The sequence below is a fragment of the Mycobacterium sp. 236(2023) genome (assembly GCF_029623955.1).
Classification (GTDB): domain Bacteria; phylum Actinomycetota; class Actinomycetes; order Mycobacteriales; family Mycobacteriaceae; genus Mycobacterium.
This window is the reverse complement of record NZ_JARSBP010000003.1, coordinates 1,118,849-1,143,752: the sequence shown is the minus strand read 5'-3', so window position 1 is coordinate 1,143,752 and position 24,904 is coordinate 1,118,849. Positions and strand designations below refer to the sequence as shown.

At 66.9% G+C, this 24,904-nt stretch carries 27 protein-coding genes; 14 read left to right on the top strand and 13 right to left on the bottom strand.

The features are described from left to right. Entirely contained in the window at positions 1-546 is a 546-nt protein-coding gene (locus P9A17_RS16875) for a DUF3558 domain-containing protein (protein ID WP_278039766.1), read from the bottom strand. Beyond that, complete coding sequence (locus P9A17_RS16870; protein WP_278039765.1) at positions 543-1,124, bottom strand: DUF3558 domain-containing protein; 582 nt, start codon at positions 1,122-1,124, stop codon at positions 543-545. Before P9A17_RS16870 ends, P9A17_RS16875 begins: the two co-directional genes overlap by 4 nt. A 118-nt stretch (positions 1,125-1,242) precedes the next feature. Here P9A17_RS16870 and P9A17_RS16865 point away from each other — a divergent pair, with 118 nt between their 5' ends. Genes P9A17_RS16865 through P9A17_RS16855 form a run of 3 tightly spaced genes read left to right on the top strand, consistent with a single transcriptional unit; the run spans position 1,243 to position 7,112 of the window. Further along, entirely contained in the window at positions 1,243-2,976 is a 1,734-nt protein-coding gene (locus tag P9A17_RS16865) for an ABC transporter ATP-binding protein (protein WP_278039764.1), read from the top strand. After that, the gene (locus tag P9A17_RS16860) at positions 2,973-4,889 is read left to right on the top strand and encodes an ABC transporter ATP-binding protein (RefSeq protein ID WP_278039763.1); all 1,917 of its coding nucleotides are present in this window, start codon (positions 2,973-2,975) and stop codon (positions 4,887-4,889) included. The genes P9A17_RS16865 and P9A17_RS16860 overlap by 4 nt, the downstream gene beginning before the upstream one ends. A gap of 60 nt (positions 4,890-4,949) precedes the next feature. Next, on the top strand, positions 4,950-7,112 hold the full coding sequence (locus P9A17_RS16855) for a molybdopterin-dependent oxidoreductase (RefSeq protein ID WP_278039762.1): 2,163 nt from the start codon (positions 4,950-4,952) through the stop codon (positions 7,110-7,112). Here the strand turns inward: P9A17_RS16855 and P9A17_RS16850 are convergent. Both P9A17_RS16850 and P9A17_RS16845 read right to left on the bottom strand, forming a co-directional pair. Next, the gene (locus P9A17_RS16850; protein ID WP_278039761.1) at positions 7,109-7,678 is read right to left on the bottom strand and encodes a hypothetical protein; all 570 of its coding nucleotides are present in this window, start codon (positions 7,676-7,678) and stop codon (positions 7,109-7,111) included. The two genes, P9A17_RS16855 and P9A17_RS16850, sit on opposite strands and share 4 nt — an antisense overlap. Before the next feature lie 64 nt (positions 7,679-7,742). After that, entirely contained in the window at positions 7,743-7,946 is a 204-nt protein-coding gene (locus tag P9A17_RS16845) for a hypothetical protein (protein ID WP_278039760.1), read from the bottom strand. 76 nt (positions 7,947-8,022) lie between these two features. Here P9A17_RS16845 and P9A17_RS16840 point away from each other — a divergent pair, with 76 nt between their 5' ends. After that, complete coding sequence (locus P9A17_RS16840; RefSeq protein WP_278039759.1) at positions 8,023-8,919, top strand: AIM24 family protein; 897 nt, start codon at positions 8,023-8,025, stop codon at positions 8,917-8,919. Between the two features lie 3 nt (positions 8,920-8,922). Here the strand turns inward: P9A17_RS16840 and P9A17_RS16835 are convergent, their stop codons facing one another. The 3 genes from P9A17_RS16835 to P9A17_RS16825 all read right to left on the bottom strand — a co-directional run bounded on the left by P9A17_RS16835 (position 8,923) and on the right by P9A17_RS16825 (position 10,303). After that, positions 8,923-9,132: a hypothetical protein gene (locus P9A17_RS16835; protein ID WP_278039758.1), complete on the bottom strand. Its 210-nt coding sequence runs from the start codon at positions 9,130-9,132 to the stop codon at positions 8,923-8,925. A 97-nt stretch (positions 9,133-9,229) separates the two neighbouring features. Next, entirely contained in the window at positions 9,230-9,661 is a 432-nt protein-coding gene (gene dtd, locus P9A17_RS16830) for a D-aminoacyl-tRNA deacylase (protein WP_278039757.1), read from the bottom strand. Positions 9,662-9,670: 9 nt separating this feature from the next. After that, positions 9,671-10,303, bottom strand: coding sequence for a DUF305 domain-containing protein (locus tag P9A17_RS16825; protein ID WP_278039756.1), 633 nt, complete (start codon positions 10,301-10,303; stop codon positions 9,671-9,673). A gap of 89 nt (positions 10,304-10,392) precedes the next feature. Here P9A17_RS16825 and P9A17_RS16820 point away from each other — a divergent pair, with 89 nt between their 5' ends. From P9A17_RS16820 to P9A17_RS16810, 3 genes are read left to right on the top strand one after another with little or no spacing between them, the layout of a single operon-like run. Next, positions 10,393-10,596 (top strand): heavy-metal-associated domain-containing protein, encoded by a 204-nt coding sequence (locus P9A17_RS16820; RefSeq protein WP_278039755.1) that lies wholly within the window; start codon positions 10,393-10,395, stop codon positions 10,594-10,596. Positions 10,597-10,607: 11 nt separating this feature from the next. Further along, positions 10,608-10,760, top strand: coding sequence for a hypothetical protein (locus P9A17_RS16815; RefSeq protein ID WP_278039754.1), 153 nt, complete (start codon positions 10,608-10,610; stop codon positions 10,758-10,760). Continuing rightward, positions 10,757-12,967, top strand: a complete 2,211-nt coding sequence (locus tag P9A17_RS16810; RefSeq protein WP_278039753.1) for a heavy metal translocating P-type ATPase — start codon at positions 10,757-10,759, stop codon at positions 12,965-12,967. The genes P9A17_RS16815 and P9A17_RS16810 overlap by 4 nt, the downstream gene beginning before the upstream one ends. A gap of 480 nt (positions 12,968-13,447) precedes the next feature. Here the strand turns inward: P9A17_RS16810 and P9A17_RS16805 are convergent, their stop codons facing one another. After that, entirely contained in the window at positions 13,448-14,881 is a 1,434-nt protein-coding gene (locus tag P9A17_RS16805; RefSeq protein ID WP_278039752.1) for an HNH endonuclease signature motif containing protein, read from the bottom strand. A 378-nt stretch (positions 14,882-15,259) separates the two neighbouring features. Continuing rightward, positions 15,260-16,378 (bottom strand): adenylate/guanylate cyclase domain-containing protein, encoded by a 1,119-nt coding sequence (locus tag P9A17_RS16800; RefSeq protein ID WP_278039751.1) that lies wholly within the window; start codon positions 16,376-16,378, stop codon positions 15,260-15,262. A gap of 25 nt (positions 16,379-16,403) precedes the next feature. Between P9A17_RS16800 and P9A17_RS16795 the strand changes: the two genes are divergently transcribed. After that, positions 16,404-16,892 (top strand): DNA-deoxyinosine glycosylase, encoded by a 489-nt coding sequence (locus tag P9A17_RS16795; RefSeq protein WP_278039750.1) that lies wholly within the window; start codon positions 16,404-16,406, stop codon positions 16,890-16,892. On the opposite strand, the gene P9A17_RS16790 is transcribed toward P9A17_RS16795, so the two are convergent. Continuing rightward, positions 16,870-17,706: a helix-turn-helix domain-containing protein gene (locus P9A17_RS16790; protein ID WP_278039749.1), complete on the bottom strand. Its 837-nt coding sequence runs from the start codon at positions 17,704-17,706 to the stop codon at positions 16,870-16,872. The two genes, P9A17_RS16795 and P9A17_RS16790, sit on opposite strands and share 23 nt — an antisense overlap. A gap of 26 nt (positions 17,707-17,732) precedes the next feature. Between P9A17_RS16790 and P9A17_RS16785 the strand changes: the two genes are divergently transcribed. Genes P9A17_RS16785 through P9A17_RS16775 form a run of 3 tightly spaced genes read left to right on the top strand, consistent with a single transcriptional unit; the run spans position 17,733 to position 19,116 of the window. Further along, positions 17,733-18,206, top strand: coding sequence for a VOC family protein (locus P9A17_RS16785; RefSeq protein ID WP_278039748.1), 474 nt, complete (start codon positions 17,733-17,735; stop codon positions 18,204-18,206). Between the two features lie 9 nt (positions 18,207-18,215). Next, positions 18,216-18,653, top strand: coding sequence for an HIT family protein (locus tag P9A17_RS16780; protein ID WP_278039747.1), 438 nt, complete (start codon positions 18,216-18,218; stop codon positions 18,651-18,653). 4 nt (positions 18,654-18,657) lie between these two features. Beyond that, positions 18,658-19,116 carry a nitroreductase family deazaflavin-dependent oxidoreductase gene (locus P9A17_RS16775; protein ID WP_278039746.1) on the top strand — a complete coding sequence of 153 codons (459 nt, stop codon included), beginning with the start codon at positions 18,658-18,660 and terminating at the stop codon, positions 19,114-19,116. 10 nt (positions 19,117-19,126) lie between these two features. On the opposite strand, the gene P9A17_RS16770 is transcribed toward P9A17_RS16775, so the two are convergent. After that, positions 19,127-20,176 (bottom strand): LLM class flavin-dependent oxidoreductase, encoded by a 1,050-nt coding sequence (locus P9A17_RS16770; RefSeq protein WP_278039745.1) that lies wholly within the window; start codon positions 20,174-20,176, stop codon positions 19,127-19,129. A gap of 26 nt (positions 20,177-20,202) precedes the next feature. Continuing rightward, positions 20,203-21,042 carry a uracil-DNA glycosylase gene (locus tag P9A17_RS16765; protein WP_278039744.1) on the bottom strand — a complete coding sequence of 280 codons (840 nt, stop codon included), beginning with the start codon at positions 21,040-21,042 and terminating at the stop codon, positions 20,203-20,205. Between the two features lie 112 nt (positions 21,043-21,154). On the opposite strand from P9A17_RS16765, the gene P9A17_RS16760 reads away from it, so the two are divergent. After that, positions 21,155-21,832: a sensor domain-containing protein gene (locus P9A17_RS16760; protein ID WP_278039743.1), complete on the top strand. Its 678-nt coding sequence runs from the start codon at positions 21,155-21,157 to the stop codon at positions 21,830-21,832. 53 nt (positions 21,833-21,885) lie between these two features. Beyond that, positions 21,886-23,145 (top strand): MFS transporter, encoded by a 1,260-nt coding sequence (locus P9A17_RS16755; protein ID WP_278039742.1) that lies wholly within the window; start codon positions 21,886-21,888, stop codon positions 23,143-23,145. Here P9A17_RS16755 and P9A17_RS16750 read toward each other — a convergent pair. Then, a complete protein-coding gene (locus tag P9A17_RS16750; RefSeq protein ID WP_278039741.1) occupies positions 23,120-23,464 on the bottom strand; it encodes a hypothetical protein in 345 nt (114 codons plus the stop codon). The two genes, P9A17_RS16755 and P9A17_RS16750, sit on opposite strands and share 26 nt — an antisense overlap. A gap of 62 nt (positions 23,465-23,526) precedes the next feature. Here P9A17_RS16750 and P9A17_RS16745 point away from each other — a divergent pair, with 62 nt between their 5' ends. Then, on the top strand, positions 23,527-24,888 hold the full coding sequence (locus P9A17_RS16745) for an FAD-linked oxidase C-terminal domain-containing protein (RefSeq protein WP_278039740.1): 1,362 nt from the start codon (positions 23,527-23,529) through the stop codon (positions 24,886-24,888). The last annotated feature ends 16 nt before the right edge of the window (positions 24,889-24,904 follow it).

The following is a 24,904-nucleotide window of genomic DNA, read 5'->3' as shown; positions in this document are numbered from 1 at the left end:
CTAGGCGCGGGTAGCGAGCGTCAGCTCCATCAGCTTGATCGCCATTCCGCAGGCGTCCATCCCTGGCGTCTGCGGGTTGACCCACCAGCCGACCACGCCTGCCGCGTCGCTGGCCACCCCGCACGCTCCGTTGGGATCGTTGGGCTTCATGACGATCGACTCGATACCCGCCACCGATCGATTCTCGACCTGATACTGCAGCTCATCGGCGACCTTGCGCTCGTTGTCGAGGCTGCCCGTCTCGAACCAGAACCGGGTGATGTCCACCAGGCCCGCCGGGTTGGCGGCCTGCCAGCGGCAGATCGCGCCGACGAAGGTGCTCTGGATGTCGAGCGGATCCGCACCGACCGTCTCGGCGAGGATGTCCTCGGTGAGAACTTCGCACTCCTTCAGCAGGTTCGGGTACTTGCGCTCGGAGTTGTCGTTGCGGGGTACGTCCCCGGAGCCCGACTTGGCCGCGGTGCCTTCGACGGTTTGCGTGCAGCCGGTCAGCACGACCAGGCCCGCCATCGCGGCGATCGCGCCCTTGAGTACGCGAGAGGTCATTTGGAGTTCACAATCGACTGGCGGGTGAGTTCCTTGGCCACTTCACACGCGTCCGGGTACGGCGGCTGCGAGAAGCTGATGGACCATTCGATGAAGTCGTCACCGAACCCGATACCGACCTCGCACAGGTTGACGCCGATCTTGGGATCCGGGTCCTCGTTGATGCCGATGAACCCGTCGTGGCCCTCGATGTTGACGTCCTCGACGCTGGTGCGCGACAACTCCATGGTCTTGCGTTCGCGCCCGATCGGGCTTCCTCGGAACCACGAGAACGAGAAATGCGGGCCGAGGATGGATCCGCCGGACAGCCACTGGCACCCGACGGACGTCTTCGCGGTGTTGACCAACCCGGGCTGCTCGGTCAGCTGCGAGATCGTCTCGTCGCTGATACCGCCGCACTCGGGGAAGAACGGGCCGTGCGAAATGTTCTGCTCCGGCGCCTCGGATGACGGCACAGCCGGGCCTTGCGGTTCGGAGTCGGAACACGCCGCCAGCACCGGAAGCAGGGCCGCCGCAGCAACGGCCAGCGCCTTCACCGGCCGACGATGTCTGCGGTAGCTCTGGGTCACGCCATGCACTGTAGCGGCAGCCCACACCGTCAACCACCGACATGCCGATTGACCAGCCCATTTATGCAATTCTCAGGTGCGCCAGCCAATCAGCCGCGCCGTCTGCCGGGTATGCGACAGTAGCGGGATGCTCTGGGGCCTGCTCCGGCGGTACACGCGGCCGTACCGCTCACTGCTGGCGATCGTCGCGGCACTTCAGGTGGTGAGCACGCTGGCGACGCTGTACCTGCCGACGGTCAACGCCGCGATCATCGACGACGGTGTCGCACAGGGCGATCTGCGGCGCATCGTCGAACTCGGCGGGGTGATGCTCGGCGTGACCGCGCTGCAGGTGGTGTGCGCCATCGGCGCCGTGTATTTCGGATCGCGGGCCAGCATGAGCGTCGGCCGCGACATGCGCTCGGCGCTCTTTCACCATGTCACCGGCTTTTCCGCAGAGGAGACAGCAAAGTTCGGCGCGCCGTCGCTGCTGACCCGCACCACCAACGATGTGCAGCAGATCCAGCTTCTGGTCCAGCTCACTGCCACGATGCTCATCACCGCCCCGATCATGTGTGTGGGCGGCATCTTCATGGCCATTCACGAGGACGCGGGACTGTCCTGGTTGCTGGTGGTCAGCGTGCCGGTGCTGGCGCTGACCAACTATTGGATCGTCACGCGTCTGCTACCGATCTTCCGGCGCGTGCAGGGCCAGATCGACGGCATCAACCGCGTCATGCGGGAGCAGCTCACCGGGCTGCGGGTGGTGCGGGCGTTCGCACGGGAACCGTTCGAGCGCAACCGTTTCGCCGAGGCGAACACGGCTTTGGCGGGCAGCGCACTGGAAGCAGGCCGGTGGCAGGCGCTGATGCTTCCTGTGACGACACTGGTGATCAACGTGTCGAGCGTGGCGTTGATCTGGTTCGGCGGGATGCGGATCGACGCCGGGCAGATGCAGGTCGGGTCGCTGATCGCGTTCCTGTCCTACTTCATGCAGATCCTGGTCGCGGTGCTGATGGCGACGTTCATCCTGGTGATCATCCCCCGCGCGACGGTGTGCGCCGAACGGATCACCGAGGTCCTCACCACCGAACCGGCGATCACGACGTCACCGACGGCGACGTCACCGGACACCGTCGCCGGTGAAATCCGCTTCGACAGTGCAACGTTTCGCTATGCCGGCGCGGACCGGCCGGTGCTGCAGGATGTTTCGTTCACCGCGCAACCCGGGTCGACGACGGCGATCGTGGGCTCGACCGGATCGGGTAAGTCGACCCTGGTGTCGCTGATCTGCCGCCTCTACGACGTGACGGGCGGCTCGGTGAGCGTGGATGGCGTCGACGTGCGCGATCTCGACATCGAGAGGCTGTGGGGGGCCGTCGGACTCGTTCCGCAGCGCGGGTATCTGTTCGCCGGCACCGTCGAGGAGAACCTGCGGTACGGGAAAGCCGACGCGACCGAGGATGAGATGTGGGAGGCGCTGCGGGTCGCGTGCGCCGACGACTTCGTCTCGGGCCACCCCGAAGGCCTCGCGATGCGGGTGGCCCAAGGTGGCATGAACCTCTCCGGCGGCCAGCGTCAGCGCCTGGCGATCGCCCGCGCCGCAATCCGGCGGCCGGTGATCTACCTGTTCGACGACGCGTTCTCCGCGCTCGACGTCCACACCGACGCCCGGGTGCGCGAGCGCCTACGCGAAGCCTCCGGTGAGGCGACCGTGGTGATTGTCTCGCAACGGATCTCGACGGTGTCCGCCGCCGACCTGATCGTCGTCGTCGACGACGGCCGCGTCGTCGGCTCGGGGACCCACGACGAGCTTTTGCGAGCGTGCGACACGTACCGCGAGTTCGCGGACTCGCAATCGGTGACGGCCGGCGAACGATGACCGGACCACTGGGACGCGGAATGCGGATGGCCGAACCGCCGCAGGTTCGGTCCCGCGACTTCAAAGGCTCGGCGATCCGGCTACTCAAACGCCTGACACCGCAACGGGGAATGACGATCGCGGTGATGCTACTCGGAGTGGGCGGCATCGCGATCGGTGTCGTGGGTCCGCGGATCCTCGGCCACGCGACCGATCTGCTGTTCAACGGCGTGATCGGTCGGCAGCTGCCCGCCGGGCTGACGAAGGAACAGGCTGTCGAGGCGGCCCGGTCCCGAGGGGACACCACGTTCGCCGACCTGCTGTCGGGCATGAACGTCGTGCCGGGACAGGGTGTCGACTTCGGCGCCGTCGCTCGCACGCTGGCGCTGGCACTCGGGCTTTATCTGGTTGCGGCGCTGATGGTCTGGCTTCAGGCGCGGCTGCTCAACGTCGTTGTCCAGCGCACGATGGTGTCGCTGCGCGCCGACGTCGAGGACAAGGTCCACCGGCTGCCGCTGCGGTACTTCGATTCCCGGCAACGCGGCGAGGTGCTCAGCCGCGTCACCAACGACGTCGACAACCTGCAGCAGTCGCTGTCGATGGCGGTCACGCAGCTGCTCACGTCGATCCTGACCGTGGTGGCGGTGCTGGTGATGATGCTGACGATCTCGCCGCTGCTGACGTTGCTCACGGTCGTGACCGTTCCGCTGTCGCTGTGGGTGACGCGCTCGATCGCGAAGCGGTCCCGCAACCTGTTCGTCGCGCAGTGGACGAACACCGGCAGGCTCAACGCGCACATCGAAGAGACCTACAGCGGATTCACCGTCGTCAAGACGTTCGGTCACCGCGCCCGCGCCGAAGACGAGTTCAGAGAGCTCAACAACGACGTCTTCCACGCCAGCTTCGGGGCGCAGTTCCTGTCGGGACTCGTCTCCCCCGCAACGATTTTCATCGGCAATCTCAGCTATGTGGCGGTCGCCGTCCTGGGCGGCGTCCAGGTCGCGACCGGGCAGATCACCCTCGGCGGCATCCAGGCGTTCATCCAGTACGTCCGCCAGTTCAACCAGCCCCTCACCCAGATCGCGGGCATGTACAACACGATGCAATCCGGGATCGCCAGCGCCGAGCGCGTCTTCGACCTGCTCGACGCCGAGGAGGAACCGCCCGACGCCGCCGCCGACCTCCAGGCGGCACCGCCCGTGGGTGGCGACCGGCGACGGGGCCGGGTGGAGTTCGACCGGGTCTGGTTCAGCTACACCCCGGGCACACCGGTGATCGAGGAGCTCTCCCTGATCGCCGAACCCGGCACCACGGTTGCCATCGTCGGCCCCACCGGGGCCGGCAAGACGACGCTGGTGAACCTGCTGATGCGGTTCTACGACGTCGATTCGGGGCGGATCCTGGTCGACGGGGTCGACATCTCGTCGGTGAGCCGCAGCTCGCTGCGATCGCGGGTCGGCATGGTGCTCCAGGACACCTGGCTGTTCGCGGGAACGGTCTACGAGAACATCGCCTACGGGCGGCCCGACGCCACCCACGACGAGGTCATCGAGGCGGCCACCGCCGCCTACGTGGACCGCTTCGTGCAGACGCTGCCCGATGGCTACGACACCCGAATCAACGACGGTGGCAGCAACATCAGTGCCGGCGAGAAGCAGCTCATCACGATCGCGCGCGCCGTGCTGGCCCGTCCTCAACTGCTCATCCTGGACGAGGCCACCAGCTCGGTGGACACCAGGACCGAGGTGCTCATCCAGCACGCGATGCGCACTCTGCGCCGTGATCGGACGAGTTTTATCATCGCGCACCGGCTTTCGACGATCCGCGATGCCGACACGATCCTCGTGATGGAGGGCGGCAAGATCGTCGAGCGGGGCACCCACGGCGAGCTGATGGCCCGGCACGGTGAGTACTGGACGATGGTCAACCGGTAACCACCCTGCTCAATTGCATTCGGGAGACGAGCGCGCGGACGGCAGGGCACCATGACGGGCATGACCAGCACGGTGCACACGTTCTGCCGGTACTGCCTGGCGTCGTGCGGTGTCGAGGTGACCGTCGAGGACAATCGCGTCGTCAAGATCTCGGCCGACAAGCAGAACCCGCACAGCTGGCACGACTTCTGTGCCAAAGGGCGCACCGCGGGCAGGCTCGTCGAGCACCCGCGCCGCATCGTCGCACCGATGCGGCGGGTCGGTGACACCTATGTCGAGGCGACGTGGGACGAGGCGATCGCCGACATCGCGGCTCGAATGAACGCGATCATCGACGCCGACTGCCCCGATGCGGTCGGCCTGTACTACGGGAATCCGGCGGGCTTCTCGTCGTCGAACATCATCTTCATGAACGGCTGGCTGGACGCCATCGGTACGCACAGCCGGTACGCGGTCGGGTCGATCGACCAGAACGCGATGCATGTTGTCGCCCAGGCCATGTACGGCTCGATACTGATGGCGCCGGTATCCGATATCGACAACTGCGACTACTTTCTGCTCGTCGGCACGAATCCCGCTGTGAGCGCCTGGAACTGGCTGGAGACCGTGCCGGGCGGCTGGCGACGCGCGCTGGCGCGGCAGGCGCAGGGCGCGACGATCGTCGTGGTCGACCCGTTGCGTACCGAGTCGGCAGCGAAGGCCGACGTGCATCTGGCGGTGCGGCCGGCGCAGGACTGGGCGCTGCTGCTGGCGATGGTGAAGGTGATTCTCGACGAAGGCCTTGAGCACAAGCAGGACTGCAGCGACCTGGCCAACGGCGTCGAGGACCTGCGCCGGCTGGTCGCCGATGCCGACCTCGACGACCTTGCTGGCCGCTGCGATCTCGATCGGTCCCGGATCGAAGAGGTGGCAAGGGATTTCGCCTCCGCCCCGGCCGCCATGGTGGTCACCCGCACCGGCGTCTCGATGCATCTGACGGGAACCGTCGCCGAGTGGCTCGGCCACGTGCTGAACGTCATCACAGGACGGATGGACCGGCCCGGCGGTCGCCGCTACGAGCCGGGTTACGTCGACGCGATCCGGATGTCGGGCATGGTCAAGGCCACCCCGCACCACAATCGGCTCTCAGGCCGCCGCATGGTCGCCGGCGCGCACGCGTTGTCGGAACTGCCCGACGAGATCATGACACCGGGCGTGGGCCAGATCCGGGCGATGGTGATCAATTGCGGAAACCCCGTGGTCTCGGGCCCTGACGGCGCCCGCCTCGATGCTGCACTGGCGCAGCTGGATCTGCTGGTGGCCATCGACTTCGTCCAACGTGAAAGTCACCGGCACGCGCACTGGCTGCTGCCCGCGGTGCACTGGCTGGAGCGCGACGATCTGCTGGCGTTCACCAGCAACATGCACGACGAGCCCTATCTGCACTACGGCACCAAGGCCGTGGAGCCGCCGCCGGAGGCACGCCAGGAGTGGCGGATCTTCACCGATCTCTGCCTTGCCATGCGCAAGCCGATGTTCCGCGCCAAGGGGCTCAACGCTTTCATCACGACGACGCGGCGGTTGGCGCGGCTGACCGGCAGGCCGGGTCTGGAGTTCACCCCGCACTGGATCAACCGGCTCGTCGTCGCGACGGGCCGAAAGTTCAACGGCCGCAGGATCTCCTGGCGCGACGTGATGGCGCACCCACATGGCTGGGTGCTGGGCCCGCGCGAGTTCGGGCATTTCCGGCAGGCATTGCGCACCCCCGACAAGAAGGTGCACGTCGCCCCGCCCGAATTCGTCGCCCGCGCCCGCGAATTGCTCGCCGCCCCGAAATCTGCGCCGCCGGTTGACTATCCATTCCAGCTGGCGAACCGTCGGCACCGGCATTCGATGAACTCGTGGCTCAACGACCTGCCCGGCCTGCATCCTTCCGGCAAGGGCAGCGAGGTCGTCATCCATCCCGACGACGCGGGACGGCTGGGAATCGGTGACGGCGACCGCGTCAGGATCCACTCGCCCATTGGCGCGATCGAACTGACCGCGTCCATTTCCGAGCAGCCCCGTCCGGGTGTCATCGTCGTCGACCACGGATGGGGCTCAAGGGTTTTCGATCCGCGCAGCGGTGCGGCGCCGGAGTCGTTCGGTGTGAACCGCAACCTGCTGGTCGACGGCGGACCGGTCGATCCGTTGTCGCAGACGGCGGCGCTGAACTCGACGTACGTCGGGGTGACGCGGGTTTAGAGCTGCGGACCTTCCGCGCGCAGATCGTCGACCTCGCGCATCGCGTCACGCAGCTTGCCGAGCCACTCGTCGGCATGCTCACCGACCAGACGCACCGACCAGACCAGCGCATCGGAACGTGACCGCGCCACGCCGGCGTCGACGAGGGTGTCGAGCACCTGGCGCTCAGGCTGCCGCAACCGCGTCATGACCGGAACCGCCAGGTGGGTGAACAGGATTCGCTCGGTCGCGTCTCCGTCTCCGCCGACCTGGACTCCCCAGGCCACTTTGCGGCCGTACTTGGCCTCCGCTTCGTCGGCGATCTGCATGCGCTCGTTGCGGGTCTGCTCGCGGAAACGGGCGGCCCGGCCCGAAGCCCGCGCCTCGCTTTCCGGGTTCTCGGGATCCGGCAGGCGGCCGATCACGGTGATCTCTTCGCGGTCGACGATGACCTCGGGGTCACCGGCGAACCAGGTGTCGGGAAGGCGCCCGCCGAACCAGTCGGGGGCGTCGGTGGCATCGGGCTGGTCGGCTTGCTGCCAGCCGCCGGAGCGGCTCGACCGTCGGCTGTGGGGATGGTGTCGCATGCTTACATGATTACATCGTTACAGAACCGAGAGGGCGACGTTCGCCGCCGGCAGAATCGTCGGATCAGCCGCGCTTGAGAACCACCGCCGCGCCGCCCCCGATCACTGCCGCGACCAGCAGCACCATGGCCCAACCCGGGCCCACCAACCACCAGACGAGCCCGATCCCCAGGATCACGGGCGACAGCGCGAACAGCACCATCCCGGGGTGCGCCTTGATGACCGCAAGCGCACCCTGAGCGCGCTGCCGGTCGATTTCCTTGGCCATATCCCCAGAATGCCAGCTGACCGACGGCCCAGCGGCGCATAGGGTGAAGCCGACCATTTCGCTAAAGGAGGCGGCGATGACAGGACCTGGACAAGGCAGTTGGCAGCCCGACCCCGAGGGGCGCTTCGACTACCGGTGGCACGACGGAGCGCAGTGGACCGATCAGGTGTCCCACCAGGGACAGGTGCAGCGCTCGCCGCTCGGCGCCGCGCCGTCCCCGCAGGCGCAGCCCTACTCGGGACCGCCGCAGGCGCAGGCACAGGCCCAGGCGCAGGCCGCTCCCCTGGGCGGCGCGGACGGCTTCTCCGGCATCAGTGGCGATCTCGTCGACGGGCGCTTCAGCGAGAAGGAAGCCAAGGCGATCGCCAACCAGAACGCCAAGCTGCTGCGGGTCCGCCTCGGCGAGCCGTTCATGGCGCGGCAGGGTGCGATGGTCGCCTACCAGGGCAACGTCGACTTCGCCTATGAGGGCAGTGGCGCATCGAAGTTCATCAAGAAGGCGCTCACGGGCGAAGGCTTGCCGCTGATGCGCTGCTCCGGTCAGGGCGATGTGTTTCTCGCCGAGCGGGCCTTCGACGTCCACCTGCTCAACCTCAACAACTCCGGACTGTCGATCAGCGGCAAGAACGTGCTGGCGTTCTCGTCGAGCCTGGACTGGAACGTCGAGCGGGTGAAGGGCGGCAGCATGGTCGCCGGGGGCCTGTTCAACACGACGCTGCGCGGCACCGGATGGGTGGCGCTGACGACCGACGGCGCCCCCGTCGTGCTCAATGCCGGGGAAGCCCCGACCTTTGCCGACACGAACGCGGTGGTGGCGTGGTCGGCCAATCTGCAGACACAGCTGAAGACGAGCTTCAAGGCCGGCGCACTGATCGGCCGCGGTTCAGGCGAGGCGCTTCAGGTGTCGTTCTACGGCAACGGGTTTGTGATCGTGCAGCCCTCGGAGGGGATCCCCGTCACGCCGACGGCATAGCCCTCACAGTCGGCGCATCTCCCGCATCATCGCGGCTTCTTCGATGAAGTCCTCACGACGGTGCGGGCGCTGGGTCTTTCTGTCCCGTCGGCGCTCCTGACGGGCCGTGGTGGCCTCCGACCACCTTCGATCGGGAGCACCGATCAGCCAGTAGAGGATCCGATACCGAAAGAGTCTGCGAGCCCGGACAATTCCCGGGTTGATTGCTGCCATGCATCGACGCTACGAAGATGCGGCGCCGGGCACATCGTGCTCAAAGCCGATCTTGTTCTCCACCCGTGGTAGGACGAGCCTCTCCTACCGTGGGGGTTCACTGTTCGAGCAGGACCGTGACCGGACCGTCGTTGACGAGTTCGACTTTCATGTCGGCACCGAAGACGCCGGTGGACACCTCGGCGCCGAGCGTGGTCAGCGCAGCGGCGAACCTGTCGACGAGCGGTTCGGCGATCGTCCCGGGGGCGGCGGCATTCCACGTCGGCCGTCGCCCCTTCGTGGTGTTTCCGTACAGCGTGAACTGGCTGACGACCAGCACCGGCGCACCGATGTCACTGGCAGACTTCTCGTCGTCGAGAATCCTTAGCGTCCAGAGCTTTTCCGCCAGCCGTTGCGCCTTGCTGGCATCGTCGTCGTGGGTGACGCCGACGAGTGCGAGCAGCCCCTGGGTGTCCGGATTGATCTCGCCGACGATCGCTCCCGCGACTGTCACGCGGGCAGAGGTGACGCGCTGCACGAGGATTCGCATGACGCGAACCTACAGTGAGCCGAGGACGCCCTTCATCGTGTCGATCTCACGCTGCTGCGTCTCGATGATCTCGTGCGCAAGGTGCACTGCGGCCTGATCCTGGCCGGTGTCGACCTCGGTCTGCGCCATCCTCACCGCGCCTTCGTGGTGGGCGATCATGCCGGTGAGGAACTGGCGGGCGGCATCGACGCCCTGCGCCTGGCGCAGCTGGTCGAGTTGCTCGTCGGTCATCATCCCCATCTCGGCATGGTCACCGCCCATATCGCCCATGTCGTGCCCCTCATGACCAGACGGGGCCTGGGCACCCCAGGCGGTCAGCCACTGCTGCATGGTGGCGATCTCGGGACCCTGCGCCGTCTTGATCTGGTCGGCCAGCTCGGTCACGCGCGGATCGATGCCCTGCTTGGCCAGGATGATGTCGCTCATCACGATGGCCTGCTCGTGGTGGGGAATCATGTCGCGGGCGAAGGTCATGTCCGCCTCGTTGTGTGCACCGTCGGCTGCCTGCGAGGTCGGCTCGTGCTCGTGCGTCTGGTGATCGTGCTCGGCCGCTTCCGTGCCGACGTCGCTGCACCCGGACAGCAGCGCGACGGAGGCCCCCACGGTGGCCATTCCGACCAGCAGACTGCGTTTCGACAACACCTTCGAACTCCCTTCTCGGACGTACGGGAATAATTCATACCCTAGGGGGGTATGGTACATATCAGTCAAGCGACGCCGAGAGGAGAACCGTGACCACCACCATCACCGTCGAGGGTATGAGCTGCGGCGGATGCGCCAACTCGGTGCGTGCCGAACTCACGCACATTCCGGGCGTCAGCAGCGTCGATGTGGACGTGTCCAGCGGCACGGTCACGATCGCCAGCGAAACCCCCGTCGACGACGATGCGATCCGGGCGGCCGTCGAAGAGGCCGGCTACACGCTGGCGGGCTGAGGCGTCACGCCATGACCGCTCCTGCCAAGATCGCCGCGTTCGTCGCGCTGCTCGTCGTCGTGTTCGCCGCGTCGCTGTGGGTCGGCAACGCGGTCGGCCCCGGCCCCGATGTCGCCGTGCCCCATCCGACGGGAGTTCATCCCCACGAGGGTGACGGGCAATGAACACCGTCGAACTGACCATCGGCGGTATGACGTGTGCGTCGTGCGCCGCCCGGGTCGAGAAGAAGCTCAACAAGCTCGACGGTGTCGCCGCGACGGTCAACTTCGCGACCGAGAAGGCGCGCGTGGAATTCGGTGACAGCATCTCCCCCGACGAATTGGTCTCGGCCGTCGAATCGGCGGGCTATCAGGCGGCACTCCCCGCGGTCGTCGACGAGCCTGACGACGCGCCCGATCCCACCGCGGCGCTGCGGCAGCGGCTGCTGATCTGCGTGGCGCTGTCCGTCCCGGTGATCGCGATGGCGATGGTGCCCGCGTGGCAGTTCCCATACTGGCAGTGGCTGTCGCTGACTTTGGCTGCACCGGTGGTGGTTTGGGGTGCGCTGCCGTTCCACCAGGCCGCATGGGCCAACCTGCGGCACGGCGCTGCGACGATGGACACGCTGATCTCGGTCGGCACGCTGGCGGCGTTCGGCTGGTCGATCTACGCCTTGTTCTGGGGCACCGCGGGCGTGCCGGGGATGGTGCACGCCTTCGAGCTGACGATCGCCCGGACCGACGGCAGCGGCAACATCTATCTCGAAGCGGCGGCCGGGGTGACGACGTTCATCCTGGCGGGCCGGTACTTCGAAGCACGAGCCAAACGCCGCGCCGGTGCGGCGCTGCGGGCATTGCTCGATATGGGCGCCAAAGACGTCACTGTTCGCAGAGATGGTGTAGAGCAACGCATTCCGATCGACCAGCTGGCGATCGGGGACGAGTTCGTGGTGCGTCCCGGCGAGAAGATCGCCGCCGACGGCGTGGTCGTCGAGGGCGCATCGGCGGTCGATGCGTCGATGCTGACGGGTGAGTCGGTGCCGGTCGAGGTGGCCGCGGGCTCCCAGGTCGTCGGCGCGACGGTCAACGTCGATGGCAGGCTCGTGGTGCGTGCCGAGCGCGTCGGCGCCGATTCTCAGCTCGCACAGATGGCGCGGCTGGTCGAGGACGCCCAGAACGGAAAAGCTCAGGCGCAGCGGCTTGCCGACCGGATTTCCGGGATCTTTGTGCCGATCGTCCTTGCGCTCTCGGTGGCCACGCTGGGGTTCTGGATCGGCAGTGGAGTTTCTGTCGCGGCGGCGTTCACCGCGGCGGTGGCGGTGCTGATCATCGCGTGCCCGTGCGCGCTGGGCCTCGCGACGCCGATGGCGCTGATGGTCGGCACCGGACGCGGAGCTCAGCTCGGCATCCTGATCAAGGGGCCTGAGGTGCTGGAGTCGACACGGCGGGTGGACACCGTCATCGTCGACAAGACGGGCACGGTCACCACGGGAAGCATGACGCTGGTCGACGTGTTCGCCGCCGACGGCGAGCAGCCCGACGAGGTGTTGCGGTCGGCGGGCGCGGTGGAGAGTCCGTCGGAGCACCCGATCGCGGCGGCGATCACAGCTGGTGCGCGCGAGAAGCTCGGCGATGTGCCCGCCGTCGGTGGATTCACGAATCTGCGGGGACTTGGCGTCGAGGGTGACGTCGAGGGGCGCCGCGTGGTGCTGGGCCGGCTGCGATTGATGGTGGACCGGTCGTTCGAAGTTTCCGACGAGCTTGCCGATGCCGTCGCGCGGGCCGAATCCGACGGTCGGACTGCAGTCGTGGTGGGCTGGGACGGCCGCGCCCGCGGAGTCCTGATGGTCGCCGATGCGGTCAAACCGACTTCTGCGGAAGCGGTTTCGCTGCTCAAGCGTATCGGGCTGACGCCGATCATGGTGACCGGCGACAACGAGGCAGTGGCACGCACCGTTGCGGCGGAGGTCGGGATCGACGAGGTGGTCGCGGGGGTGCTGCCGCAGGACAAGGTCGACACCGTCACGCGGCTGCAGGCCGAGGGCAAGGTCGTGGCGATGGTCGGCGACGGGGTCAACGATGCGGCCGCGCTGGCGCAGGCGGATCTCGGGTTGGCGATGGGCGGCGGCACCGATGTCGCCATCGAGGCCAGCGACCTGACGCTGGTGAGCAACGACCTGCGGGCGGTACCCGATGCGATTCGCTTGTCCCGCAAGACGTTGAGCACCATCAAGAGCAACTTGTTCTGGGCGTTCGCGTACAACATCGCCGCGCTGCCGCTCGCCGCGGCGGGACTGCTCAACCCGATGATCGCCGGCGCCGCAATGGCTTTCAGTTCGGTCTTCGTGGTGAGCAACAGTCTGCGCCTGCGCGCGTTCACCCCGTCGCGCTGACACCAGTCGAGCCAGCCATCAACAAGCACATCGTTGAACTCGACGGTGAACCGCCGGTCGGGGAAATCGTGAGCAAGCTTCACCTCGTGGATCTCCTTGAGCACTCGGCCGAGATACTGAAGTTGGAGACCGTTCGACTGAGCGCACATGTGGAGGTCACCGAGATGGATGTGGTTGAGCAATGCCTCGACGGACCATCTGGGGTCGGTCTCTTCACGTCACGCAGCAGGTCGAGCGCAAAGTCTTCTCGGACAACATAATCCTCGAACTCGACGAACCGCGGCCAGAAGATGAGGCTGTACCCGAGGGCGAGCTCGTAGCTTCCCACCCCACCGATCACACGTCTGGATCGACGCCGTGATAGCGCGACTCCACCGGAATCAGGCGTGAGAGTTCACCGATGGCCGTCTCGTCCGTGGCTGAAAACGGTAGCGCGACGGTCAGTCTCGCATCAACGGGTTTTTGGCCCGTCACGGGACGTCATCCCTCGGGTGGGTCGCCTTCGGGGAGCAGATATCTCTCGGGGTGGTGATAATTGTTGACGCGATGTTGTCCGGTGTCGAGACCGGGAGGCGGCAGCCATTCGGTCTGGCCTTTCGCATTCTTGCGCGTGCGCCATCCGGTCTTGTCGAGCATGCGGTGATCGGGTCCGCAGGCGAAGGTCAGCTCGTCAATGTTGGTCTGTCCGTCGTCTTTCCAGTCCGCGACCGCATGGTGGACCTGGGCCCAATACCCGGGCACGCTGCAACCAGGCCGTGTGCAGCCACGTTCCTTGCCATGCAGGACGATTCGCTGGGCTGCGTTGGCGAGGCGTTTGGTGCGGCCGAGATACAGCGATTCTTCGGTGTACTTGTCGTAGATGTACAGGTAGTGGAATGCGTTCGCGGCCATTCGGATCAGATCCCGCATCGGCAACAGGCTCCCGCCGCCGGTGACGCCTACCCCGGCGCCCTTCTCGAGCTCCTGCAAGGTCGTCGACACGATCACAGTGACCGGAAGCCCGTTGTGAGTGCCTAGTCCGGTTTCCAGCTGACGACGAGTCAGGGCTTTGAGGGCATCGTGGTTGCGCTGACCTTGAGTCCGCGTGTCCCGGCAAGCCCGCTCGGCGTCCGCGTCAGCGGTCGGCTCAGAGTCAGCAGTTGGCTCGGCATCCGCCGGTTCGGCAGGCGGCTCAAAATCATCCGTCGGCTCAGAATCCGTGGTCGGTTCGTCGGCGGGGTTGTTCATTCCGGGTGCAGCCTCTTTCGCCAGCACCGCCTCCAGGTACGCACCGGTCTCGGCATCGACGCGGCCTCGAAATGACCGCGTCCCATCGCGCTGCTGTGGTCCTAGCGTCAGATAACACTTGCGCGCGACCTCAGCATCGGTCGGCTCGGGTCCGTCCTGATCGATCGTGTTCACCAGCCGGGTAGCGGCCTGACGCAACGCTTCAGGCCCCAACCCCGCACCGGCAGCAGCCAGTTCGCGATCGGCATCGTCGCGGGTACCGGGATCGACCCATGACGGCAGCGCCTTGTGAAAGTCTGCGATGACCTTCACATGCTCCTCACCCAGTACACCGCGGGCTTGCGCGGCGGCGGTCCAGGCATACTGCGGCGGCAACGGTTCCCCGGTCATCGCCCTTCGTGGGCCCAGTTCCTCGGCCCTTCGCAACCGGCGGGAGGCGTCTGTCTCACTACACCGCAGCGCCGTGGTCAGCACCTTCTTCCACGACGCCTCCCCCAACCGATGCGGCTCAGTCTCGTCAGTCAACCGTGCCAGAATCTGATGCTCCAGCGTCGGCACCGTGCGCAGCACCGTCGTCAGGTCAGAAAGCAAACGGACCAACTCGCGGTGGGACAACTCGTCGCACGCCTTGGCCAAGATGGTGATCTGCTCACCCATCCCCGCCAGCGCGTCTGCGACCACATCCATTTTTCGAACACTAGTTCGACACACCGACAAGTCGGACCCGGGATGTGACCACAGAAACCCAAGTGACAGAAGAAATTTCTGAGCAACGGCCGCTACTGTGAATTGATGGCCGATCGTGGTGAATACATCAGCCGTTGGCCACAATTTGGCCTCTTCATCGCCCTCGATGGAGCGCATCGCGCAGCCCCTGGGCACTTCAAGACAACGCGAGCAGCCATGCCGTCTCAGCCAGGCTGGGCTACCGTCAGATCGACCGTCACACCCTCGTCGAAGATGGACGCGAGTTCGTCGAGACGGTCTGGGAGATCGCCAGTCAGCGCTGGCTCAATTCAGTAGCGCGACAACACTTTGGGCCGATAATCACCGGTGCGGAGAAGATCAAGACTCCGCGCGACGCGCCCTGAAGGTCTTCACGTCCGGCTTGATCCCCTTGAGGTGCTTCGCGCCGGCGAACGACCACGAGAAGCGGTCATCGTCGCCGATCGCCTCCCGCGCGGATTCAGCGACCAGCACCGTCCCGGGCCGGGCTGCGCTCGTGACCCGCGCCGCGAGATTGACCGGGCTGCCGAACCAATCCCCTTCGCGGCTCACCGCCATGCCGGTCGCGATCCCGGCCCGCAACCGAGGGAAGTCGTCATCGCCTTCTGTCGCGTCGACCAGGTGCAGGAGCGCCTCCAGCAGCGGTGCCGGCTCGGTGCTGACAAGCATCACCTCGTCGCCGATCGTCTTGATGAATCGCACTGGTGCGACGGCGATTTCGCGGGTCAGGTCCGCGAGATGCTGGGCAAGGCGTTCGAGCTCCTCTGGCGGCAACGCCTCGCCGAGACTGGTGAAGCCGACCAGATCGGCGAACCCTATCGTCACCATGCGCGCTCCAGGCAGGTGCTGCCCCTCGGCGCGCTCTATCGCATTCACGGCTTCCGTCTCGATCGCGTGGCGCAGTTGCAGCAGCAGCACCTCGTGGATCATCGGCCCCAGGATCGGAGCGACACTGCCCACCAACTTCTCCGATGCCTGGGCGACCTCCAATTCCGTTGCGCCCGGGCGTAGCACGGCGGCGAGCGCGGTGTATCGCATCGCCTCCGCCGCCCGTGACAACCCGTCGCTGAGAAGTCGGGTGGTCTGCACGAGCTCGTCGGGATCGATGCCCACGTCCAGGAAGTCACGGGTGAACTTGGCCGCTTCGGCGTCGGCACGCAGGAGAACGTCCGCGTCCGGATCGTCGACCCGCGGCAGCCCCATGGCCCGCTGTATCCGTTCGAACAGCTCGAGTTCGACGCCGGCCTTCTCCGCCGCCTGACGCGCCGACACGTACTGACCGTCGTCGCCGATCACCCGCCGCGCACCCAACAGAATCGGCGCGGGATTGCTGCGGATCTGGTTCACGGAGACACCGCGCTCCATCAGCCAGCGGATCAACTCGGCACGTTCGGCGCGCGCATCTCCCTCGAGCCCGTCGAGCAGCCCTGCTGAATCCAGATCGAAGTCTTCGGCCACGTTCCCAACGTATACGGTCGGAACCATGACGCTGCAGGGCTTCCCGCCGCTGAGGGCACCCGGAGTGCGGGTGCTCATCCTCGGGAACATGCCCGGTGTTGCGTCACTGCAGGCCCACCAGTACTACGCGCATCCGCGCAACGCGTTCTGGCCCATCACCGGCACGCTCTTCGGGTTCGACCCCGCCGCACCGTACGAGGACCGGGTGACCGCGTTGACGGCGGCCGGCGTCGCCGTCTGGGATGTCCTCAAGCACTGCCGCAGAGTCGGCAGCCTCGACTCGGCCGTCGAACCAGACAGTATGGTGGCCAACGATTTCGGCACATTCTTCACCGAGCACCCGACGATCACGCAGGTGTACTTCAACGGCGCAGCGGCAGAGAAGAACTACCTGCGTCTCGTCGGGAAGCCGACATCCGCAACCAGGCTTCCATCGACCAGCCCCGCCCACACGTTGTCCTTCGCCGCGAAACTGGCGGCCTGGGGCCAGATCACGGCCGCGGCCCGTACCTAGCCGCATACCCCCCCGGCGTCGCGCCGAGCATCGCGCGGAAGTCGTTGATGAAATGCGCCTGGTCATACCATCCGAGCCGGACCGCCAGGTCCGCGAAGTCGACACCGGGGTCGGTCTCGATCGCCAGTGCGGCGTTCTGCAGCCGGTACCGGCACAGCACCCACTTCACCGGGACGCCGACGTAGCGGCGGAACACCCTCTGGGTGGTGCGCTCGCTCCAGGGCGAGTGGCTCATCGCCTGCTCCACGCGGTGAATTTTGGTGTCGTCCCTGATCCGGTCGACGAGCGCCGTCAACACCGGGTACGTGGAATCCGGTTCGACAGGCTGGGCGATAAGACGGTCCAGATGCACTCCGGCGGCGTCGACGTCGTCCTCCAGACGGGCCGACGCCCCGAACAGATCGTCGGGCACCGGTTGCACACGCCCCGTCATCGTCGACGCGTCACCACCGAAGCGGGCCGTGAACCCCCCGGGTCGAAAACGTGCGCCGACGACCCACCCCTGCTGGCTGATCGTCGTGTGGAAGACACGCTCGACGACGCCGTGCACCAGCGTATTCGGCAGCGAGAAGCCGTGTCGCGCACCATCGGTTCCCCACTCGTGGGTGATATGCATCGACGGAAAAGTGATGACGGAGCTGTCGAACGGGTCCGCCCCGCGCAGATCCCATGTCACGGACCACAAATGCTCGACATAGCGTTCCGTCGCTGCGCTGGGCGCCCACCGCTGCAGGTCGAACACCGACGAACTGGCCGGGCGCCCGACCACGCCGCGCAGCGGCTGCCCGGATGTCGGATTTTTCCAAGCACCCACGGCTACGACACTACGAAACTCGGGACATGTCTGTTGAACCGATTCCTGCGGGATACACCAGCCTTACCCCATTCCTGTGCGTTGCCGGCGCGTCTGCGGCCATCGACTTCTACACCGAGGTCTTCGGCGCGACGCTCGTCGAGAAGATGGACGGCCCCGACGGCACCATCGCGCACGCCGAGCTCGACTTCGGTAACGGCCGTCTGCAGCTCGGCGACCCCGCGGACGCCTACGGAATAGCCGCACCGGCACCGAACGCCGACGTCGTCACCTATTCGCTCGCGCACTACTGCCCGGACGTCGACGGCGTCGTCACCCGGGCCGAGAAGGCCGGCGCGACGATCCGGGAGGCGCCCCAGGACTTCGCGACCGGCGACCGGTTCGCGTCGATCAGAGACCCGTTCGGTGTCCGCTGGACCGTGATGACGCGAGTCGAGGACGTCTCCGCGGAGGAGCGGGACCGCCGACTGGGCGAATGGGCGGCCACGAACGTGAACTAGCGTGGCGTGATGTCCTGCGTGTTCTGTGCCATCGTCGACGGTGAGGCTCCTGCCATCACGATCTACGAGGACGACGACTACCTCGCCATCCTCGACATCCGGCCGTTCACCCGGGGCCACACGCTGGTGATCCCCAAGATCCACACCGTCGACCTGACCGACACCCCGGCCGAGACGCTGGGCCGCATGACGGCCATCGGTCAGCGCATCGCCAAAGCCGCACGAACCTCCGGGCTCCACGCCGACGGCAACAACATCGCCATCAACGACGGCAAGGCGGCCTTCCAGACCGTCTTCCACATTCACCTGCACGTTGTGCCGCGCCGCGACGGCGACAAGCTGTCCTTCGCCAAGGGCATGCTCGTCCGCAAGGACTCCGACCGCGAGGAAACGGGACGCCTGCTGCGCGAAGCACTGGCGCAACTCGACGCCGCCGAGAAGGATTGACCCCATGGGCATCGCACTCTGGCTCGAGCAGAACGTCGGATACCGGATCCTGATGCTGCACGACAAGTTGTACAAGAGCACCGACGGCCGTATCGGGCACAAGATCCCGCTGCCCGGTGTCGCACCGTCGCTGCTCCTGCACACCGTCGGCGCGAAAACCGGCAAGCAGCGCACCAACACGCTGTCCTACTTTCCGGACGGCGGCAGCTATTACGTCGTCGCCTCCAAGGGCGGCGACCCGAAGGCGCCCGGCTGGTACCACAACCTCAAAGCCAACCCCGACGTCGAGATCAACGTCGGCCCACAGCGATTCGCCGTCACGGCGACACCGCTGCTACCCGAGGACGCGGACTATGCCCGCATGTGGAAGGTCGTCAACGACGGCAATTCCAACCGCTACAACGGCTATCAGAAGCGCACGACGCGACCGATTCCTATTGTTCGACTCACACCGTGCGGCTGACGCCGAAGGTCTAGAAGAGCTCCTTGGCCAGCAGTTCCAGCGTGGCCTCGCGGGCCGGCGCCGTCGCGGGGTTCACGCCGCGGTAGGCCGACGCGACCGGGTGCACCATCACTTCGTCGACGCCGAACTTGTCGGCCAGCGCACGGACCTGATCCGCGGCTTCGGACGGTGACCCGACCACGGCCTGTCGAAGTCCTCCCTCGATCACCTGCTGCGCCCGCGGGCCGAGGTCTGTCGCTTCGGCATCCTCGACGAGGTCGATCGGGATGAGCGGTTGGCCGGTCCGCAGCCGGCCCATCATCTGCAGGTTGGGCAGAAGCAAACGCAGTGCCTCGTCCCGGGTTTCGGCGACAACGGCGTTGACCGTCAGGAACGTCACCGGTTCGGGCGTCAGCTCGCTGGGCCGGAAGTTGGCGCGGTAGAGCTGCAGCGCCTCGATGGTGCCCTGGCCCGCGAAATGGTGGGCGAACACATACGGCAGACCTTTCGCCGCCGCCAGACGCGCCGAGTACATCGAGGAGCCCAACAACCACAACCGCGGCTCGGTGACCGCGGCCGGGGTGGCCTTGAGGATGTAGTTGTCCCGCATCAGGTCACGCGGCAGCGGCACCCGCACACCCTTGCTGCTCATCAGCTTGACGACGTCGTCGAGGTATTCGGGGAACGCCTCGATGTCGGTGTCGTCGCGGCCCGCGGCACCGCGCAGCGCCATCGACGTCACCGGATCGGAGCCCGGTGCGCGCCCGATGCCCAGGTCGATACGGCCCGGGTGGGCGGCCTCCAGCAAGGCGAACTGCTCGGCGACGGCCAGCGGCGCATGGTTGGGCAGCATCACGCCGCCCGAACCCAGCCGCAGCGACGTCGTGTGTGCGGCCAGGTGCGCGATCAGCACCGGCGGGCTGGTCGCCGCGACGGCGGGCATGTTGTGGTGCTCAGCGACCCAGTAGCGCGTGTATCCGAGCCGGTCAGCGGCCTGCGCCAGCAGCGTCGACGCAGCAATCGCATCGGAGGTGCTCTGGTCGGAGCGCACGGGGACGAGGTCGAGGACAGAGAGACGCATTGAACGTGCAACGCCGCCAGGCGGCATTACGTTCCCGCGCGGGCGCGGGCCGTGGAGAACACCTCGTCCATCATCGCGGGAGTGAGCCGACCGGTGAAGGTGTTCTGCTGGCTGGGATGGAAGCAGCCGAGAAGCTGAACGGAGCCTCGAGGCGTGCCCAGCGTCGCCGTCACGCCGTGACCGAACTTCGGCGCCGGCGTGGGAACCGCCCCGCCGGTGCGGCGGATCAGCGCCAGCACGGACTGCCACGCGAACCCGCCCAGCGCGACGATCACGCGCACGCCGGCACCCGTGAGCCGCCACTCGGCGTCCAGCCACGGCGCGCAGGTCGTCCGTTCATCGGGTAGTGGCGCATTGTCGGGCGGGGCGCAGCGCACCGCCGCGACAACGCGAATATCGTTGAGCTGCAATCCATCTGCACTGTCGGTGCAGGACTCCTGATTCGCCAGCCCGTTGCGGTACAGCGACCCGAACAGGAAGTCTCCCGAGCGGTCACCGGTGAACACGCGTCCGGTGCGGTTCGCGCCGTGCGCCGCCGGCGCCAGGCCGACGACGAGGATCCGGGGCCGCGCAGCACCGAAGCCCGGCGCCGGACGGCCCCAATACGGTTGATCGGCATAGGACTTGCGTTTCACCGCCGCCGCCTCTTCGCGCCACGTCACGAGCCGAGGGCACGCCCGGCACACCGAGACCCCGGCGTCGACCTGCTTGAGATTCCTGGCCGCCGTCGCCATCGCCGTCACGTCCGCGGGCGTGTGCGCCACCGGGGTGCGCAAGGTCGCCGGATCACCCGGCCAACCACGGCCCGGTCGCACCGGGGTCTCGAAAAGATCACCGGTTCGTGGATGCGGCAGAGGTATCACCATTCGTTACCAAGAAGCACAGTTCATCGTTACCACGAAACACCCTCTCCCTGGCCAAAAGACCGGTGCCGCGGGCTCACCATTGAACGCTGAGCGCTTCGATTGGGGAGGACATATGCGACGACGAGCAGCAGCGATCGCGGGGATAGCCATCTTGGTCACCGGATGCGCGAGCACCAGTAGCGCCGAGTCCGCCACCCCGACGCGGACCATGATCCCCCGGCCCCTGGTGGAACGGGAACTGGGCGACGTCCTACTGAGTCCGGAAGAGACCGCTGCCGCGATGGGCGTGCCGGCGATGACCGTCATCGAGGCGCAGACGGCCATGTCCGATCACAGCGACATCATGGAACCCATCGAATGCCTAGCCGTCGACGGAGCCGGCGAACTGCAGGTTTACGCCAACAGCGGCTTCCGCGCGGAACGCGATCAGAGCCTCAACGACGGCGATGGCTGGAAAACCTACGTCAAGCAGGCCGTCGTGCTGTTCCCGTACCTGGAGAAGGCCGGCGAGTTCTTCGAGGCGTCGGTCGGCCAGTGGCCCGCCTGCCACCAGTACAGCCACACCCAGAGCGGATCACGGTGGACGCGCGGCGAAATCGTCGCCGAGGACAACCGGTTGAGCACCGTCGCCATGCAGCAGGATGCGGCGGCGCCGGGCTGGGGCTGCGGCCGTGCGCTGGTACACCGCAACAACGTCATCGTCGACGTCAACACCTGCAGCGCGGCGCCGGGCGACTCCGCATTGCGCATCGCCGAGCAGATCGCCGCCAAGGTCGACGCACAGTGGTGAAAATCCGGTAGTCGGGCGGGGATCGGCACTGCTACATTCCCCGGCGATATCCCATGACGACCGAAACCACCTCAGGTAAGCGCGTCCCACTGCTGCTGATCCTGTTCGCCGCACTGATGGCGGGCGCGGGCAACGGCATCTCCATCGTCGCCTTCCCCTGGCTGGTGCTGCAGCGCAACGGATCTGCGCTCGACGCGTCGATCGTCGCGATGGCGGGGACGCTGCCGCTACTCGTCGCGACCCTGATCGCCGGGGCCGCCGTCGACAAGCTGGGCCGCCGGCTCGTGTCGATGATCGCCGACGCACTCTCAGGGCTGTCGGTGGCGGCGGTCCCCGTGCTGGCGTTGGCGTTCGGGGTCGACGTCATCAACGTCGCCGTCCTCGCCGGGCTGGCCGCGCTGGGCGCGTTCTTCGACCCGGCCGGGATGACGGCGCGCGAGACGATGCTGCCCGAGGCCGCGACGAAGGCGGGGTGGACGCTCGACCACGCCAACTCCGTGTACGAAGCGGTGTTCAACCTGGCCTACATCGTCGGCCCCGGCATCGGCGGCCTGCTGATCGCGACGCTGGGCGGCATCAACACGATGTGGGTCACCGCGACCGCGTTCGTGCTGTCGATCCTCGCGATCGGCGTGCTGCGGCTCGAAGGGGCGGGACGGCCGGACCCGTCGGCGATGGCAGACGGCGTGTGGGCCGGGATCGTCGAAGGCCTGCGGTTCGTGTGGAACAACAAGGTGCTGCGCACGCTGGCGTTCGTCGACCTCGCCGCCACCGGGCTGTACATGCCGATGGAGAGCGTGCTGTTCCCGAAGTACTTCACCGACCGCAACGAGCCGGCGCAGCTGGGTTGGGTGCTGATGGCGCTGAGCATCGGCGGGCTCATCGGCGCCCTCGGCTATGCCGTGATGTCGAAATACATGAAGCGGCGCACCGTCATGCTGACCGCCGTGCTGACGCTGGGCGTCGCGATGACCGTCATCGCGTTCTTGCCGCCACTGCCCGTCGTCCTCGTGCTGTGCGCGGTCGTCGGCTTTGTCTACGGGCCGATAGCGCCGATCTATAACTACGTGATGCAGACACGCGCACCGCAGCATCTGCGCGGCCGCGTGGTCGGCGTCATGGGATCGCTGGCCTACGCCGCGGGCCCGCTGGGGCTGATCCTGGCCGGGCCGCTGGCGGATGCCACCGGCCTGCACGCCACGTTCCTGGCGTTGTCGCTACCGATGCTGGCGCTGGGTGTCGCCGCGGTGTTCCTGCCCGGGCTCCGGGGTCTTGATGAACCGGCACCTACACCGGACTCAGGTATTCCCTGAGAAACCGGCCGAACGCCCGCATCCAGCGGAGCCGCACCGGCTGGCCGAGATGCTCGATGAGATCGAGGTCGGCGACGACATAGCCGTCCGAAGCCCGGTACCACATGCCGGCCATGCACAACTCGATCGCCGCCATCGTGGTGACCCGACCCGACGCGATCGCATCGAGGCGTTCGTCGGGAACGAACGCCGGGTACGAAGACCCGATCCGGTCCGCCACGGCCCGCACGTGGATCTCCAACGCGCTCGCCGAAACCTGCGCCGTCCGGCGCATGCCCTGCAACGTCTTCACCTGGGCGAAGACCACACTGTCCCGCATGCGTCGAAGAATAGCCGTAACACGGTCGTAACATCACATCGCCCGCCCCTAGACTGGCGGCTGTGGATGCTCTGACCAGCCTGATCGCCGATCTTCCCGAGGGCTCGGTCGTCACCGATCCCGACATCGTGGCGTCCTACCGTCACGATCGCGCCGCGGATCCCTCCGCGGGAACGGCGGTGGCAGTGGTCCGGCCGCAGCGCACCGAAGAGGTGCAGACCGTCCTGCGGTGGGCCACCACCCACCGCGTCGCGGTCGTCCCGCGCGGCATGGGCACCGGATTGTCAGGCGGCGCAACAGCTCTCGACGGTGGCATCGTGCTGAGCACCGAGAAGATGCGCGACATCGCGATCGACCCGGTGACCCGCACCGCCGTCGTGCAACCCGGACTGCTCAACGCCGAAGTCAAGAAGGCGGTCGCCGAGTACGGCCTCTGGTATCCGCCCGACCCGTCGTCGTACGAGATCTGCAGCATCGGCGGCAATGTCGCGACCAACGCCGGTGGGTTGTGCTGCGTGAAGTACGGCGTGACCACCGACTACGTGCTCGGCCTGCAGGTGGTGCTGGCCGACGGCACGGCGGTGCGACTCGGTGGCCCGCGCCTCAAGGACGTCGCAGGGTTGTCGCTGACGAAACTGTTCGTCGGCAGCGAGGGCACGCTCGGCATCGTCACCGAGGTGACGTTGAAGCTGCTGCCCGCCCAGAACGCGGCCTGCACCGTCGTCGCGACGTTCGATTCCGTGGAAAGCGCCGCGAACGCGGTCGTGGAGATCACCGGCAGGATCCGGCCGTCGATGCTGGAGTTCATGGACTCGGCGGCGATCAACGCCGTCGAGGACAAGCTGAAGATGGGGCTCGACCGCGAAGCCGGCGCAATGATGGTCGCCGCCAGCGACGACCGCGGGCCGTCCGGCGCGCAGGACGCCGAGTACATGGCCGAGGTGTTCACCAAACACGGTGCCAGAGAAGTGTTTTCGACGTCGGACCCCGACGAGGGCGAAGCGTTCGTCGCCGCCCGCCGGTTTGCGATCCCCGCGGTGGAGGCCAAAGGCTCCCTGTTACTCGAGGACGTCGGCGTCCCCCTTCCCGCCCTGGCCGACCTCGTCAGCGGCGTCGAGAAGATCGCCGCCGACCGCGACCTGATGATCTCGGTGATCGCGCACGCAGGCGACGGGAACACCCATCCGCTGATCGTGTTCGATCCGGCCGACGCCGCGATGGAACGGCGGGCGCAGCAGGCGTTCGGCGAAATCATGGACCTGGCAGTCGGGCTCGGCGGCACCATCACCGGCGAGCACGGAGTCGGCCGCCTCAAGCGGCCGTGGCTTGCGGGCCAACTCGGACCCGAGGCGATGGAACTGAACCGCAGGATCAAGCAGGCACTCGATCCCGACGGCATCCTCAACCCCGGCGCGGCGATCTGACGTAGTTCACTCAATG

Excerpts from the sequence above, each read along its gene's own strand:
- P9A17_RS16760 (WP_278039743.1), top strand. The coding sequence starts at position 21,155 with ATGCGACGACGAGCAGCAGCGATCGCGGGGATAGCCATCTTGGTCACC.
- P9A17_RS16785 (WP_278039748.1), top strand. The coding sequence starts at position 17,733 with ATGTCTGTTGAACCGATTCCTGCGGGATACACCAGCCTTACCCCATTC.
- P9A17_RS16865 (WP_278039764.1), top strand. The coding sequence starts at position 1,243 with ATGCTCTGGGGCCTGCTCCGGCGGTACACGCGGCCGTACCGCTCACTG.
- P9A17_RS16860 (WP_278039763.1), top strand. The coding sequence starts at position 2,973 with ATGACCGGACCACTGGGACGCGGAATGCGGATGGCCGAACCGCCGCAG.
- P9A17_RS16875 (WP_278039766.1), bottom strand. The coding sequence starts at position 546 with ATGACCTCTCGCGTACTCAAGGGCGCGATCGCCGCGATGGCGGGCCTG.
- P9A17_RS16855 (WP_278039762.1), top strand. The coding sequence starts at position 4,950 with ATGACCAGCACGGTGCACACGTTCTGCCGGTACTGCCTGGCGTCGTGC.
- P9A17_RS16850 (WP_278039761.1), bottom strand. The coding sequence starts at position 7,678 with ATGCGACACCATCCCCACAGCCGACGGTCGAGCCGCTCCGGCGGCTGG.
- P9A17_RS16755 (WP_278039742.1), top strand. The coding sequence starts at position 21,886 with ATGACGACCGAAACCACCTCAGGTAAGCGCGTCCCACTGCTGCTGATC.
- P9A17_RS16835 (WP_278039758.1), bottom strand. The coding sequence starts at position 9,132 with ATGGCAGCAATCAACCCGGGAATTGTCCGGGCTCGCAGACTCTTTCGG.
- P9A17_RS16780 (WP_278039747.1), top strand. The coding sequence starts at position 18,216 with ATGTCCTGCGTGTTCTGTGCCATCGTCGACGGTGAGGCTCCTGCCATC.
- P9A17_RS16775 (WP_278039746.1), top strand. The coding sequence starts at position 18,658 with ATGGGCATCGCACTCTGGCTCGAGCAGAACGTCGGATACCGGATCCTG.
- P9A17_RS16750 (WP_278039741.1), bottom strand. The coding sequence starts at position 23,464 with ATGCGGGACAGTGTGGTCTTCGCCCAGGTGAAGACGTTGCAGGGCATG.
- P9A17_RS16810 (WP_278039753.1), top strand. The coding sequence starts at position 10,757 with ATGAACACCGTCGAACTGACCATCGGCGGTATGACGTGTGCGTCGTGC.
- P9A17_RS16770 (WP_278039745.1), bottom strand. The coding sequence starts at position 20,176 with ATGCGTCTCTCTGTCCTCGACCTCGTCCCCGTGCGCTCCGACCAGAGC.
- dtd (WP_278039757.1), bottom strand. The coding sequence starts at position 9,661 with ATGCGAATCCTCGTGCAGCGCGTCACCTCTGCCCGCGTGACAGTCGCG.
- P9A17_RS16795 (WP_278039750.1), top strand. The coding sequence starts at position 16,404 with ATGACGCTGCAGGGCTTCCCGCCGCTGAGGGCACCCGGAGTGCGGGTG.
- P9A17_RS16815 (WP_278039754.1), top strand. The coding sequence starts at position 10,608 with ATGACCGCTCCTGCCAAGATCGCCGCGTTCGTCGCGCTGCTCGTCGTC.
- P9A17_RS16805 (WP_278039752.1), bottom strand. The coding sequence starts at position 14,881 with ATGGATGTGGTCGCAGACGCGCTGGCGGGGATGGGTGAGCAGATCACC.
- P9A17_RS16845 (WP_278039760.1), bottom strand. The coding sequence starts at position 7,946 with ATGGCCAAGGAAATCGACCGGCAGCGCGCTCAGGGTGCGCTTGCGGTC.
- P9A17_RS16765 (WP_278039744.1), bottom strand. The coding sequence starts at position 21,042 with ATGGTGATACCTCTGCCGCATCCACGAACCGGTGATCTTTTCGAGACC.
- P9A17_RS16840 (WP_278039759.1), top strand. The coding sequence starts at position 8,023 with ATGACAGGACCTGGACAAGGCAGTTGGCAGCCCGACCCCGAGGGGCGC.